The organism is Williamsia sp. z71 (genome assembly GCF_059553375.1).
In genome coordinates, this window is the sequence record NZ_JCANWX010000014.1 from 1 (window position 1) to 13726 (window position 13726).

A 13726-nucleotide genomic window follows, 5' to 3' on the forward strand; every position below is an offset into this window, starting at 1 on the left:
CCCCGATGATGTGCCCTCAGTGTGACTCTTGTGTTGCCGCCTGAGCGGTGGTTGGGTCCTGGTCACCTGGTGTTTGGCTCTTGATGTGCCTGCCGGCATCGCATTGATGCGCATGTCTGGTCTTGCAAAAGTTATGCCAACACCAGGTGGGAAGGACCGGCCGATGTGGCTTGATAGGAGCGTGGCAACGCCCCCAACTGAGGATTGCCCACCGACCGGCCCAACCGTCCCTGGTCCCTGTTTCTGAAATCAGGAGGCAACCACCATGGTTGTAGTTGGAGTCGATGTACACAAGAGCTCACACACATTTGTTGCCGTCGATCCCGTCGGCAAAAAGCTAGGCCAACTCACCGCCCCGGCCACCACCGCCGGCCATCATGCCGCGATGCGATGGGCCCACACCCAGTTCGGTACCGACCTGCTCTGGGGCATCGAAGACTGCCGACAGATGTCGACCCGCCTCGAACGCGACCTACTCACCGCCGGCCAGACCGCCGTGCGGGTACCCACCAAAATGATGGCCCACACCCGTGCCTCGGCACGTACCCGCGGCAAATCAGATCCCATCGACGCTCTGGCCGTCGCGCGGGCAGTGCTGCGCGAACCGAACCTGCCCGCCGCCGGCGCCGACCCCCGATCCCGCGAGATACGTCTACTAGTCGATCGACGCGAAGTGTTTGTCGCACAACGCACCTCAACAATCAACCGACTGCTGTGGCGAGTCCATGAAATCAACCCCGCCTACGCCCCCAAACCACGCTCGCTGAGCATGCACAAACACCAACAGATCCTCGCCGCACAGCTGGCCACCGAGACCGGACTGCTGGCCGACATCGCCCGCGAAGAACTCGACGAGATCATCTCCCTGACCACCCGGATCAACACCACGGCCACCGAGATCGGCAAACGAGTCCGCGAACTGGTTCCCTCGCTACTACAGCTACCCGGCTGCGGGGAACTCACCGCAGCCAAAATCGTCGGCGAAACCGCCGGCATCGCCCGCTTCCACTCGGCCGACGCCTACGCCAACTACGCCGGCACCGCCCCCATCCCGGTCTGGTCCGGCAACACCGCCGGCCGCGTCCGGCTACCGCGCTGCGGCAACCGACAACTCACCACCGCCCTGCACCGCATCGCCCTGACCCAAACCCGACTCGAAGACAGCGACGGCTACACCTACTACCGCAAACGCCGCGCCGCCGGCGACTCCACCACCGCAGCCCTCCGAGCACTCCGACGCCGCCTGGTCCGCACCGTCTATCAACGCCTGATCACCGACACTGCGCCCCAACCACGAGCCATTCAGACCGCCGCCGCTTGACATAGGAGCAACTTTTGGCGGTGCTCACCTGGGGTTTTGTTCGCCAGAAGGGCACATCATCGGGTGCGGGCGGAGTCTTTGAGGAGCCCGGCGGTGTAGCCGACAACTTGGGGGTCGGACATGGCCTTCCAGCTCGGCGCCAGCAATTTCATGTACCGCTCGACGTACAGGAGTTGCTTGCCGACGAGGACCAGTTCGCGGGGCAATCGGGCGTCGTAGGTCTTGGCGAGATTGGCGAGCTGACGGCCCAGGTCGGCGTAGGACATGTCGCCGAGGTTGGTGCCACCGATGGGCGCTGCCACGCGGCGCAGATCTTTCGCGGTCTCTCGCACCGAACCCGGTTTGCCGAAGGTTCCCAGCGCGGCCAGGGCCTGTCCGGCCGCCTCATAATTGCTGCGCATCAGGTTGCCGAGAAGTTCCCGCACGATCAGCCGGGACCGGTCATCGAACCGTCCGACGATGCCCCAGTCCAGGAAGACAATTCGACCTTGGTGATCCACCAGTACGTTCCCGGCGTGCAGGTCGCCGTGGAAGATGCCGTCGGTGAACGCCGATTCGAGTAGGGAGAGTAACAACGTCTTGACGATCTTGGTGCCGTCATGGCCGGCTGCACGGATCGCCTTGGCGTTGTCGATACGGATGGCGTCGACGTATTCGAGCGTTATCACCCGTTCGGTGGTGTGCTCCCAGAAGACCTTTGGCACCCTGACCTGATCGGCGAAACGTGACCCGGAGATGGCGTCGGTCCATTCCTCCATCGCGGCGGCCTCGGTCCGGAAATCGAGTTCGGAGTTGAGGTTCGCGGTGAAGTCCTCGATCACGGCCTTGGCGCTGAGCATCCGGCCGTACGGCGAGAGCTCCACCATCGCCGCGGCACGTTGCAGGATCTGCAGATCGGCCGCCAGCCGCGCCTTGATCCCGGGCCGTTGGATCTTGACCACCACGTGCTCGCCGGTGGCCAGAACCGCGTTGTGTACCTGTGAGATCGACGCCGAGGCGATCGGTTCGGGATCGAACCGGGCGAACACCTCGTCCGGATCCCGACCGAGCTGGTCGGTGAGCAGTCGGCGGACCTGGCCCGGGTCTGCCGGTGGAACCCGATCGAGCAATGTCCGGAACTCATCGGACAACACCCGGGGGAACACCCCGGGGCTCGAGGCGATCAGCTGCCCGAGCTTGACGTAGGTGGGCCCGAGCGCGGCGAAAGTGTTGCGCGTCTCACCGGCTCCGACGGTGGCCAGATCTTCGGACCCGACGGCTCGAGCGGCGAACCGGGCGCCGCCGCAGACCGCTTGCCAGGCGGTCGCCCCGATTCGCGCCGCCTCACTGGTCAGTGGCACCTTCTGCAGCGTCAGGGGCGCTTGCGTTGTGGTGACTGTCATATGTCCTCCGCAGGTGAGGAGGGGTGCGTGGCTCTCTGCGCCCTCCCCAGACTTCAGGTGGTCAGGTTGTTTCGGGGCCATGGTAGGGCATTTCTCCCCTAGCAGTGGGGGCGCCGTCATGCGACGCTACAGAGGTGACCACGTTCGGTGGCCGGGCGGATGATCGCTCCGGTGGCGAGATCGAAGCGGTTGGCACGATGCCGACCGGTCGGGTGGTAGGTGAGGAGATTAGTCGATGATATTGGGTGGTCCGGTCCAAGAGATGGCCGTCGACGAGTGCTGGGAGAAGTTGGCACAGATCGAATTGGGGCGGGTTGTCGTCTCTGTCGATGACGAGATCGACATCTTTCCCGTCAACTATGTTGCGAGCGAAGGTCGGATCTTCTTTCGCACCGCACCGGGAAGCAAACTCCTGAAATTGACCATCAATTCGTCGGTGCTGTTCGAGGTCGACGCGTCCTCGCCCGCCGACGGCTGGGCGTGGAGTGTGATCATCCGGGGAACCGCCCGGAACCTGGTGGCCACGAGTGAAATCCTTGCAGCCGACAAGCTGGCGCTGACGCCGTGGATCGCGACCTTGAAGTACGAGTATGTCGAGATCACTCCCGATCAGATCACTGGTCGCAGCTTCGTTCTGGGCCCGGAGCCCGAGCGGTACTGATTCCCGACCTGGTTGGCATCAACGGCTTTGATGCCAACCGGTTTCAATGCGCGACCGGGCATTCTCCGGTTTCGTCGGATTGCCAGGGGAGTTGCGCCCGCCGGGCGGCGGTCACCGGGCAGTAGTGCATCGGCTTGTCCCGGACGGCCTCGGGTGGAAGGTTCCGTGCCGGTGTTTCGAGTAGTGGGGCGTCGACCGCAACCCTGCCCGACAACCGATCCCACGCGTCGCGACAACGTGGATGCCGACGATAGCGCGCCGGCAGGGCGTGCATGAATGCGTTGACCCCCTTGCCGAAGAGCCGAAATCGCTTCTCGTCCTTTTCTGACCAGGTGAAGCCCATCATCTCGCGCACCGCCGGGTGGTAGAGACCGGTGGTCAGCCAGATGAAGAACTTCTCCGTCGGCCGGACCATCAGCTTCCAGATCGGCAGTGGCATCGCGGACAGCCATGGTGGCGGTGGGAGCTGTGAGATGTCGAGTACGGTGCGCACCGCCGGATGGTCCTCGAGGACGTGGCGGCACATGTGATCCCAGTACTCACCGAACTCCTCGTAGGTGTCGGGGCAGGGTCGGGTGCTCACCCCGTACATCGCGTACCAGGTGCGCGACTCTTCGAACAACTGTCGTTTCTCGGCCTCGGTGATCGGCGGGCCGAACACCTCCGCGCAGCGGATGTTGCCGTACCAGAACGTGGCATGCGCCCAGTAGAAGACGTCGGGGTCGAGGGCGTGATACCGGCTGCCGTCGGGCATCGTGCCCTTGATTTCGCGGTGGTAGTCGCGGACCTCGCGACCGGTCTCGGTGGTGCCGTCGAACACGACTCCGATGATCGGATACAGCGATCGGTTCAGGCGCTGCCAGCGCTCACCGAAGAAGTCGGAGTGCTCCCACACCGCGGCACCGAGTTTCGGGTGCATGTTCTGCATCGACCCGGACCACAGGCCGATGAGCATGCCGTGCCACCCACCGAAGAATTTCCAGGTCACGGAGTCGGGACCCAGCCCAGACACATCGGGTGTGGCGGCGATGGGCTTCTCGGCAACCTGCTCGGACTCGTGCACGTCGGTCATTGACGGCCTTTCATCGACGGCTGACGGACTTGCTTCAGCGCTTGAGACGAAAGTCTAGAACCGTCTCATTGGGGTGTCAACGTGCCCCATCGACGCGCCGGCCAGGATCCCCGGGCCGGCAAACGCAACTGTCCCCGCGCCGGATACCCGGTGCGGGGACAGCTTTTCGCCAGTGCTGGAGTGCTAGCCGGCGGCGACGGGTGCGACGGCGAGATCCTGAACGTTGTCGGCGATGACGACCTGGCTCTTGAGGACCCCGAACTGCAGGTAGTTGTCGGCGACCGTCTGCAACTTCGCGATCTGCTCGGCGTCGAGTGCGGCGGCCACGCGCTGTGATCGCTTCGCGACCAGGGCGGCGATGTTCTCCGGGCGTTTGGTCAGCTTGCTGTAGATCTGCACGTACTCGTCCTCGTTGTCGTTCGCCCACTGCAAAGCGGTGTTGAAGCGACCGATGAAGTCGGTCATCGCGGCCTTGGTGGCGGGGTCGGCGAGCGACTCGTTGTTCGCGCTGAGAAGGCCGAGTTTGGACGAGATCCCTTCGGCGTCACGGATGACCCGGGCATTGTCGTCGATCTCGACCGCAGCGGTGTACGGATCCCAGGTGGCCCAGGCATCGATGGAGCCGGACTTGAGTGCGGCCGCCGCGTTGACCGGTTCGAGGAAGCTGACCGTCACATCTTCGGCGGTCAGTCCCTCTTCTTTGAGAGCGGACAGGAGTTCGTAGTGCCCGATGCTGCCCTGGGTGGTCGGCGAAACGGTCTTGCCCTTCAGGTCGGCAACCGACTTGATGGTCGAATCCTCGGGGACGATGATCGCCAGTCCGTTGGCGCCGGCGTTCTCCATGACCGAGACCAGCGAGATATCGGCGCCGGCTGCGAGCGCGTTGATCAGGGGAGCGTCGCCGGTGTAACCGATGTCGATCGCACCGGCCTTCTCGGCTTCGAGTAGTGGTGCGGCGGCGGGGAATTGCGCCCATTCCACCTGGTATTCGGCTCCGTCGAGGGCCCCGGAGGCCTCGACGATGGCCTGTTGGATCCCGGCCTGGTCGCCGACCTTGAGCGTGACCGCGGAGAGGTTGACGCTGCCATCGGAATTGGTGGTCGACTCGTCATCCGAGCAGGCCACCATCGACAGGGTCAGCCCGGCGGCGATGGTTGTGGCGGTTACGGACAGGCGCAGTCTTTTGCTGATGTTCTTCATGGTGTGGCGATTGCCTTCACTTCTCGTCTTCGAGTGGGTACAAGCTGGGCAGGTTGACGACGATCGCCTCTTGAGTGCTCCTGGCGATCACCACCACCGCGGGATTCTTCGGGTCCGGATTCTCTTCGCGATGGGGGACGAAGGGCGGAACAAAGATGTAATCGCCTGCGGCGGTTGCGATCCGGACCTCTTCGACACCATCGTGGAAGACGAACTCGGGGTTGCCGCTGCGAATGAAGATGGCGGTCTCGGATTCACCGTGGTGATGGTTGTCCGACGCCGTGTCGGGGGCGACGTGGGTTTCGCCCATCCAGATCTTCTCCGAGCCGACCGTGGTGCCACTGATCGCGGCAAAACGTTGCATGCCTTCGGTTTGCGTCGTGTTGTCGTTGACGTCCGAGGCCTTCACATGGTGCAGGCGGGCGCGCAACGACTGCTTCCCGTAGTCACTGCTCGTGGTGTGGAGATCCGGATGAAAACCGTCGTGCGTACTCATGAGTGAATTGCTTCCTTTGGTGCTTGTACTCCGGGCAGTTGGCCCAGGTTCCACTGTTGGAGAAGGTCGGTGACGTGGGCTTCGAGGGTCGACCAGAGTGCCTGGCCGGTGTCGGCGACGCTTTGGGTCACCACCGCCCCCTCGATTGCCCGAACCACCTCGGCGACCGAGATCTCGGACGCCGGCCGTGCCAGCTGATAGCCGCCGTCACAGCCGCGCTGGCTGGTCACGATCCCGGCCCGACGCAACTGGCCCATGATGTTCACCAAGGAGTTCAGCGGCAGATCCCAGGTACGGGCGAGGGTTTCACATTTGACCGGCCCGCCGTCGTCGGAGGCCAGTGTGGCGAGGGCTTTGAGGGTGTAGTTCAGGCGGGCCGAGATATGCACCGGCGCAGTCCGTCTCGACCTCAGCGGCGCCTCCGCGGTCACGGTCGCCGTGGCGGTGGTCCGGATGCCCTTGCAGACGTCTTCGAGGAACAACATGATCGTGGCGGCCACACTGCGATGCATCTTGTCGTTGAGGACGTCGTGCCGACCGTCTTCGAACACCGAGATGCGGTAGGTATCCGATTGGGATGCAAGAGAGGCGGCCCGAACGACATCTGCGACGAGGTCGTTTTCGCCGTGGACGAACAGTACCGGTACCGATGGCCCGCTGCTGTTGTAGGCGGCGGGGGCGGCGCTGAGCCGGCCCCAACCGAAGGTCTCGTCCGCATCGAGCCGGGCCCGGTGCACGGGGCAGGCCGATCGCAGATCGAGTTCTTCGGAGTGCTCAGAAAGCGTTGGCACGGACTGGGCTTCGGGGCTCGCGCCACTGATCACGATTGCGTCCGCGCCCAGTTCGTCGGCAAGATTCCAGGCGAGGGCGGCGCCGTTGTCATGACCGACGAGGATTCGTCCCCCTTCGGTGTACGGGGCGAACAGTGCCGCCACATCCAGTGAGTCGGTCACGGGCGGAACCACCACCCGGTATCCGTCGAAAGCGATACGCGTGCTGAAGCGTTCGTACACGCCGGGATGTTCACCCCGGCCGTGCAGCACCACGACGGTGCCGCGGACCGCGGCGGTGGGCTCATAGACGAGGGGGTCGTTGTTGCTCAATGTGCTCCTGCCAATGCGGATTCCTTGCGCGCGGCGACGCCGCGGCGTACCAGTGGGATCAGTTCTTTGCCCCACTCGATCACGTCGTCATAGGGGTCGTAGCCGCGGATCAGCAGTGCGTTCACACCGATGTCCACGTAGTCGAGCAGTGCGGCCGCCACCGTTTCGGGCGTTCCCACCAGTGCGGTGGAGTTGCCCTTCGCGCCGGAGGCCGCCGCGGTCGCCGTCCACAGGGCGCGATCGTGGCGTTCGCCGGCGGCGGCGGCCTGCAAGAGGCGCTGCGAGCCGACGTTGGTGGTGGGGTTCTTGTCGTAGCGGGCGCCGGTGAAGGAGTGGCCGTTCGTGGATTTGATGGTCTCGAGGATGCGGTGCGCGCGTTCCCAGGCCTCTTCCTCGGTGCGTCCGATGATAGGCCGGAATGAGACGCTGAACCCGATGTCGTCGGTGCGGCCTGCTGCTGCCGCGGCTTCCCGGACCGAGTCGATCTGCTCCTTGGTCTGCGCCAGCGGCTCGCCCCACAGCGCGAACACATCGGCGTGGGTTCCGCCGACCCGGTAGGCATCGGCCGACGATCCGCCGAAGTAGATCGGGATCCGGGGTTGCTGGACGGGGAAGACTTCCGAACGAACATCGTTGACCTGGTAATGATCTCCGCTGTAGTCGAACGACTCGGTACTCGTCCAGACCAGTTTGAGCAGCTCGATGAATTCGGCGCTGCGGGCGTAACGCTGCGTCTTGGAGAGGAAGTCACCATCGCGCTGCTGGTCGGCGTCACTGCCGCCCGAGATGATGTGCACGGACGTGCGGCCGCCACTGAACTGGTCGAGGGTGGCCAGGGCCCGGGCCGCGACCGTGGGTGCGACGAAGCCGGGACGATGTGCGATCAGGAACTTGAGCCGCTCGGTGTGTGCGGCAGCGTATGCGGCCACCTGTAAGCCGTCGGGAGTGCTCGAACTGTGCCCGATGAGCACCCGATCGAATCCGGCCTCCTCGTGGACCTTTGCGAACCGCGCGACGAAGTCCGGATCGACCACACCTGTTGTCGGCGCGTGGATCTCGGAGACGTGTTGGGTTCCGATCATGCCGATGATCTCGACGTCGGCGTCGATGCTCACGAGTTGGCTCCCTGTTTGTTGGTGTCGGATGGTTCGGCATCGAGTTCGCCTGTGCCGAAAAGTGTGGTGTGCACGCCCAGCCAGCCGAGCAGCTGGATACGCAGGGCGGCGAGTTCCGGGGCGGTGATGTCGCGCGGACGGTCGGTCCCAATGGTCAGGTCGTGGGCGATCCGGCCGTCCTTCATCACCAGGATCCGGTCGGCGAGGATCAGCGCCTCCTCGACGTCGTGGGTGACGAGCAGGATGGCGCATTCATGTTTGCGCCAGAGCTTTTCGACGAGGTCCTGCATCTTGAGGCGCGTCAAGGCGTCGAGTGCCGAGAAGGGTTCGTCGAGCAGGAGCAGGTCGGGTTCCCGGACCAGCGCCCGGGCGAGCGACGCTCGCTGGGCTTCTCCGCCGGAGAGGACTTTCGGCCAGACGGTTGCCCGGTGGCTCAGGCCTACCTCGTCGAGTGCGGCAAGTGCGGTCGACTTGTTCGCGTTCTTGAGGCCGAGAATGATGTTGCGCCAGACCTTCTTCCATGGCATCAGTCGCGGTGCCTGGAACGCGACCGCGCGTTGGGCGGCGACCGTGACATCCCCGGAGATGTCGGGATCGAGTCCGGCGAGAATCCGTAGCAGCGTGCTCTTTCCGCAGCCGCTGGTGCCGAGGAGTGCGACGAACTGACCGGGCTCGATGTCGAGATCGAGGTTGTCGATGACGTTCTTGTCACCGAAGGTTCGGGTCAACCCGCGGACCGCGACCGGTAGGTCACCGGTCCGGGCGGGGGTCACGCTCCGCTGAACGCCGGTCGCCATGACAGGAGAGTCCTTTCGAGGAATCGAACGATGAGGTCGGCCACGAGTCCCAAGATCGCGTAGAGCACCAGGCAGACGATGATGGCGTCGGTACGGAAGAACTCGCGTGCGGTGTTCATCTCGTAGCCGATACCTGCGGTGGCGTTGATCGTCTCGCCGAACACCAGGGCCAGCCAGGCCGAACCGAGTGAATAGCGAAGTCCGACGAGCGCATTGGGTAGCGCGGCGGGCAACACCACGTTGCGGACCTGTCCGAACCAGCTCAGTCCGAGGGTTCGGGCGGCCTCGATCAGGGTGGAGTCGACACCGCGGATGCCGGCATAGATGTTCAGGTACAGCGGGAACGTCACGGCCAATGCGATGAGTAGGATCTTCGGTTCCTCACCGATCCCGAACCAGACGATCAGCAGGGGAATGAGCCCGATCACGGGCACCGTTCGGAGCATCTGGATGGGTGCATCGATGATGTCTTCGCCGAGGCGGAACAGGCCGGCGACGGTGGCCAGCACGGTCGCGACCGCCAAACCGATTGCCAGACCGAAGATGACGCGGTGCAGGGATGTACTCACCGCGTCCTGCAGGCTGCCGTCCTCCCACATGTCGCGCGCGGTCTGGAACACCTGCCAGGGCGTGGCCAGGGTGTCCTCGTCCAGGACACCGGTGTCGCCGAGGATCTGCCACAACACGACGATGGCGATGGGGCTCAGCGTCTTGATCGCCCAGCGGGGGATCTTGCGCCGGCGCTTCGATCCGCTTTCGGGCGTGAGGCGCGTGGTCGCGACCTTCCTGGTCGGCGAGACGGGTGGCGCATCTACAGTCATGCTTTCTCCGTCCACACTGTCGGGGTGCAAGGCATGGGGGAACCGTAATCCTGACCTTCAAGGTTGGGAAAGAGAAAGATTCACCGTGAACGAAAGGCCCGCGCCGGACTTTGAGCCAGGTCGTGACGTGTGCTATCGGGTTGCGGGGCCGCCCGCGCCCGAGGAGAGCGGAGGGTGAAATCCGATGCCGTGGCGGCTAATCCGCGACGAACCGGATCTGCCTGCCCGGCACGAGCTGGGCCGCGACGCCGATCGACTCCGCCACCAGAACCGCAACCACCGGATGCCTGCCGGTGGTGGGGTGGTCGGCCAGGGAGATGACCGGTCGGCCGCTCGGAGGTATCTGCACCGACCCGAGCGCCACCGGTTCCGGTCGCAGTTCACCGGCGTCTGTGCGGCGTCGGAGCTCCTGATCGCCCTCGAGGCGGACGCCGATCCGATCGGAGGCCGGGTTGACCGTCCAGATGCCGGCATAGAGCGCTGCGGGGTCGTCCACATGGGTCAGCCGCGGGCCCGCCGACGCGTACAGCGGCACCGGCCGGTGTGGATCGAGGACATCCCACGGTGCTTCGGTCGCCGACGGCCAGGGTTCTGCCAGGTCTCCGACGGCGAGCTCATCGCCGGCGCGCAGCGGGGCCGGCCCCAGGCCAGACAGCAGATCGGTCGACCTCGACCCCAGCGCCGGTTCGACGTCGATGCCACCTCGGACCGCCACATACGTCCGTAGGCCACTGTGTGGTGGTGGTACGAACAGTTCGGTGTCGGCGGGAAGAACTGTCGCGTTGTGGTGTCCACGGTCGACGCCGTCGATCCGGGCGTCGGAGGGTGCCCCGGTCACCGCGATCAGAAGTTGGCGGCGGCTGCGGAGCCGCAGTCCACCCAGCGTCACCTCGAGGCCGGCGGCGCGTTCGGTGTTGCCCACCAACCGATTTGCCAACCGCAGTGCGCGTCGGTCGGCAGCACCAGATAGTGGGACGCCGACGTCCCCGTAACCTGATCGGCCCAGGTCCTGGACCGTGGTCAGTGGTCCCGGCGCGATCACCACGAGGTCGGTCATGAGCCCACGTCCATGTCGGGCAGCTGGACCACCGCGCCCGGGCGCAACAGTGCCGGATGCTCCGGCGGTGGACAACGCGTACCGCCCGGTTGCTGCGTCCAGGTCGATGCCGTTGTAGTGCAACGGGATAGAAATCGGTTCGAGATCCTCCGAGGAATCGGTGGCTCCGTCGGTGAAGTCGATCTGACGCAGCACCCGCCGGACCGACAGCTCGTCCAGGCCTGCTCCGGGCTCGGCCTGCACCAGGACGGTCTCGGCAGCCGGGATCACATCGAGGACGCCGGGCAGCAGCCCTGAGGACATAGCGGCTTTCAGGACCGAATGCGCCTTGAGTGTCGCGATCGACGGGTACGGCTCACCGCTGAAGTCGAGTAACATGGCATCGCGCCCGGCGGGTAGTTCACGCATCCCGGGCCTTTCTGCCGATCCGTCGTTGTCATATCGAGTAAATCAGCAGAGCGATCAGTGGGACGAGTAGGAACACCAGAATGCCGCAGCCGATTTGTGTGATGACTGGTCTTTTCGAGTTCAATCCGATCATCGCTACGAACAGGCCACACCAGATAAACGGTGACACGAAGTATCCGGCGAAACAGATGGTGAGTCCCAGCATCAGTCCGAACGCGGTCCAGGGGCCGAAGAAGTGTCGCAGACTCATCCGGCGCCCACGATCAGATCAATGGCGGGAACTGTTGAGAGAAGGACACCTGCAACTGCAATCCCGTGCACTACGGCAAGTCCCGGCGTGATGCGGCGCCGACGGATAAGCAGTAGTGCCGTACTGTCCGCCACAATGAACAGGATGAATGCGATGAGCGGGTTTGGCAGCGACTCGAAATCTGTACGGTTGCGTGACCACTTTTCCCACGACCCCATCACCGTCCCTGTCACAACAATCGTCAGGGAGGTTGACAGGAACCAAAACTGGCCATCTCGTTCAGCGATGGTCCGCTCGCGCTTGATCACCGTTCCCTGACCACGACAGTTGTAGGTGGATCAGATGCCGCCCCGGACGGGGTGCCGTCAACGCGGGGGTGGGGGGTCACGGCGCGACTTCCCGGTCCGGCTTTGTCTTCGAATAGGTCATCGAAACCGTCGGGCTTCTCGCCGACCAAGTGGTAGCTGCCGAGTTCGAGCATTGGCCCGCGCGGTCCGGTGTTGTCCGCTTGATCGAGCAGCAGTGTACGGGTTGGCTCGCCTGATCGTTCCGAATACGCTTCCGCTGACGGATAGTCGCCGATATGGCCGTACAACTCAGGTCCTGCGGAGCTGGGAGTCAGTATCACTGAACCGCGAACGACACGGTCAACTATTCCTGACCCAGGCGGCGCAAATGCATTCGTTGCTGAGTATTTCACCATGACCGTCCCGTCGGGCAATTGCCATGTCGTTGCACTCGGTGTATCTACTTTTACTTGCCCATCGGTTTGGACTGACGGGTTTTGACGTGTGATGACTACTCCGTTCTCGTAGTCGACGTACACGGTCGCGCGAGTATCTTCTGGCCCGAAGTTTTGGTCGAACCGTCGATTGTCTCCAAGATCGTCAGATGGGAAGTTGAAGACTGTTTCGCTGGGGATGAACAGTCCGAGGCGAACAATTCCCTGACCTGGTACAGGCTCTATTCTAGAGACCACTATCTCCGCCGGGACGGCCTTGTACTTTGGATCGTACGATGTTCTGTTCAACATTGAAGCTGTTTTCCAGTCCGCTTCAGATACTGGGTCCCTGTTGAACGTCCGTCGAAATGCATCTCGGGCCGTTTGGCTGCGATTCATCTCGGAAGTGTTGATTTGGCCGGTGGCACCGAGGATTGCTGCAGCCAGATCTGCGTCTGCGTCAGCAGCTGCGGTCAGAATCGAATCGATTTCAGCCTGGAGTTCGACGATCTTCTGCGCCTTTACATCTGCGAAGTGTTCGATCATTCGGACCGTCCATCCCGTCATGGACGGGCGTTTGTTGACGTCTTCTGTCACCTTTCCGTCTGTAGAAATCAGCAGAGTGTTTGTGCTTGCCGTCTTCCGTGCGTCTTCGAGTCGGCGTTTGACGGCCTCTACTTCTGACTGGGCGCTGTCTACTGCCCGGCGGATGTGGGTCGACTGGACCATCAGGTCGCCGACATCGATGCGCACCTTGCCGATTGCGCTGCTCGCTGCGGTCGCTGACTCGCCACCCCAGCCCTCGAGTTTGGACAACTCGTGCAGCTTGTCGTCGAGCCTGATGCACTCGTTGTTTATTCGCTGACAGCGATCAAACACCTCGTCCAGTGTCTGCGGGTTCCATCGGTCGACCTCGGTCAGAGTGATTGTCACGGTTGATGCTTCGGGCCGAGACCATCAGCATTCTGTTCATCCACCGAACTGAACACCGCTCGGGCCTGCTCAACCGAAGCGCCAAGATCCAAGAGGGTTTGAGTGATCGATGCCATAGCTGACTCCCAGTTGGTACTCAGCGTTCTGATCGCGCTGTTGGAGCCGCTGGGCCATGCATCGGCCAACGTGCCGATCTCGGTTCGGTGTCGCTGAAACTCGAGACCACCGAACTCACCTTCGTTGCGAAGTCCAACGGAATGACGAGACATGGCGTGTTCGTCTGCTTCGAGTTCGTGATTGTTACCCACCGTTGCCCCCCAGTGTTCAATGGATTCGCGAGACGTTACCAGGCAGCATGGCCGAGTATCTGGCGGACGATTTGGTGACAC

Annotated in this window: 14 protein-coding genes; 2 read left to right on the plus strand and 12 right to left on the minus strand. The window is 63.5% G+C overall.

Annotated elements, in window-relative coordinates:
• Positions 1–265 precede the first annotated feature (265 nt).
• Positions 266–1321 (plus strand): IS110 family RNA-guided transposase, encoded by a 1056-nt coding sequence (locus tag AC51GR_RS24625; RefSeq protein ID WP_496323328.1) that lies wholly within the window; start codon positions 266–268, stop codon positions 1319–1321.
• A gap of 56 nt (positions 1322–1377) precedes the next feature.
• On the opposite strand, the gene AC51GR_RS24630 is transcribed toward AC51GR_RS24625, so the two are convergent.
• On the minus strand, positions 1378–2703 hold the full coding sequence (locus AC51GR_RS24630; protein WP_496327284.1) for an ABC1 kinase family protein: 1326 nt from the start codon (positions 2701–2703) through the stop codon (positions 1378–1380).
• Between the two features lie 235 nt (positions 2704–2938).
• Here AC51GR_RS24630 and AC51GR_RS24635 point away from each other — a divergent pair, with 235 nt between their 5' ends.
• Positions 2939–3364 (plus strand): pyridoxamine 5'-phosphate oxidase family protein, encoded by a 426-nt coding sequence (locus AC51GR_RS24635; RefSeq protein ID WP_496327285.1) that lies wholly within the window; start codon positions 2939–2941, stop codon positions 3362–3364.
• Between the two features lie 43 nt (positions 3365–3407).
• Here the strand turns inward: AC51GR_RS24635 and AC51GR_RS24640 are convergent, their stop codons facing one another.
• The 11 genes from AC51GR_RS24640 to AC51GR_RS24690 form a co-directional block, all read right to left on the minus strand.
• On the minus strand, positions 3408–4436 hold the full coding sequence (locus AC51GR_RS24640) for an oxygenase MpaB family protein (protein ID WP_496327286.1): 1029 nt from the start codon (positions 4434–4436) through the stop codon (positions 3408–3410).
• Between the two features lie 183 nt (positions 4437–4619).
• The gene (locus tag AC51GR_RS24645) at positions 4620–5636 is read right to left on the minus strand and encodes an ABC transporter substrate-binding protein (protein WP_496327287.1); all 1017 of its coding nucleotides are present in this window, start codon (positions 5634–5636) and stop codon (positions 4620–4622) included.
• 16 nt (positions 5637–5652) lie between these two features.
• Entirely contained in the window at positions 5653–6132 is a 480-nt protein-coding gene (locus tag AC51GR_RS24650; RefSeq protein ID WP_496327288.1) for a cupin domain-containing protein, read from the minus strand.
• A complete protein-coding gene (locus AC51GR_RS24655) occupies positions 6129–7235 on the minus strand; it encodes an Rrf2 family transcriptional regulator (RefSeq protein WP_496327289.1) in 1107 nt (368 codons plus the stop codon). The genes AC51GR_RS24650 and AC51GR_RS24655 overlap by 4 nt, the downstream gene beginning before the upstream one ends.
• A complete protein-coding gene (locus tag AC51GR_RS24660; protein WP_496327290.1) occupies positions 7232–8350 on the minus strand; it encodes an LLM class flavin-dependent oxidoreductase in 1119 nt (372 codons plus the stop codon). The genes AC51GR_RS24655 and AC51GR_RS24660 overlap by 4 nt, the downstream gene beginning before the upstream one ends.
• Positions 8347–9147: an ABC transporter ATP-binding protein gene (locus tag AC51GR_RS24665; protein ID WP_496327291.1), complete on the minus strand. Its 801-nt coding sequence runs from the start codon at positions 9145–9147 to the stop codon at positions 8347–8349. The genes AC51GR_RS24660 and AC51GR_RS24665 overlap by 4 nt, the downstream gene beginning before the upstream one ends.
• Positions 9120–9968: an ABC transporter permease gene (locus AC51GR_RS24670; protein WP_496327292.1), complete on the minus strand. Its 849-nt coding sequence runs from the start codon at positions 9966–9968 to the stop codon at positions 9120–9122. The genes AC51GR_RS24665 and AC51GR_RS24670 overlap by 28 nt, the downstream gene beginning before the upstream one ends.
• Positions 9969–10164: 196 nt before the next feature.
• Positions 10165–11433: a 5-oxoprolinase/urea amidolyase family protein gene (locus AC51GR_RS24675; protein WP_496327293.1), complete on the minus strand. Its 1269-nt coding sequence runs from the start codon at positions 11431–11433 to the stop codon at positions 10165–10167.
• A gap of 246 nt (positions 11434–11679) precedes the next feature.
• Positions 11680–11991, minus strand: a complete 312-nt coding sequence (locus AC51GR_RS24680) for a hypothetical protein (protein ID WP_496327294.1) — start codon at positions 11989–11991, stop codon at positions 11680–11682.
• On the minus strand, positions 11988–13337 hold the full coding sequence (locus AC51GR_RS24685; RefSeq protein WP_496327295.1) for an Rv0964c family protein: 1350 nt from the start codon (positions 13335–13337) through the stop codon (positions 11988–11990). The genes AC51GR_RS24680 and AC51GR_RS24685 overlap by 4 nt, the downstream gene beginning before the upstream one ends.
• Positions 13334–13645, minus strand: coding sequence for a WXG100 family type VII secretion target (locus AC51GR_RS24690; RefSeq protein ID WP_496327296.1), 312 nt, complete (start codon positions 13643–13645; stop codon positions 13334–13336). Before AC51GR_RS24690 ends, AC51GR_RS24685 begins: the two co-directional genes overlap by 4 nt.
• Between the last annotated feature and the right edge of the window lie 81 nt (positions 13646–13726).

Coding starts and splice junctions, on each gene's coding strand:
- AC51GR_RS24625 (WP_496323328.1), top strand. CDS start 266: ATGGTTGTAGTTGGAGTCGATGTACACAAGAGCTCACACACATTTGTT.
- AC51GR_RS24630 (WP_496327284.1), bottom strand. CDS start 2,703: ATGACAGTCACCACAACGCAAGCGCCCCTGACGCTGCAGAAGGTGCCA.
- AC51GR_RS24635 (WP_496327285.1), top strand. CDS start 2,939: ATGATATTGGGTGGTCCGGTCCAAGAGATGGCCGTCGACGAGTGCTGG.
- AC51GR_RS24640 (WP_496327286.1), bottom strand. CDS start 4,436: ATGACCGACGTGCACGAGTCCGAGCAGGTTGCCGAGAAGCCCATCGCC.
- AC51GR_RS24645 (WP_496327287.1), bottom strand. CDS start 5,636: ATGAAGAACATCAGCAAAAGACTGCGCCTGTCCGTAACCGCCACAACC.
- AC51GR_RS24650 (WP_496327288.1), bottom strand. CDS start 6,132: ATGAGTACGCACGACGGTTTTCATCCGGATCTCCACACCACGAGCAGT.
- AC51GR_RS24665 (WP_496327291.1), bottom strand. CDS start 9,147: ATGGCGACCGGCGTTCAGCGGAGCGTGACCCCCGCCCGGACCGGTGAC.
- AC51GR_RS24670 (WP_496327292.1), bottom strand. CDS start 9,968: ATGACTGTAGATGCGCCACCCGTCTCGCCGACCAGGAAGGTCGCGACC.
- AC51GR_RS24675 (WP_496327293.1), bottom strand. CDS start 11,433: ATGCGTGAACTACCCGCCGGGCGCGATGCCATGTTACTCGACTTCAGC.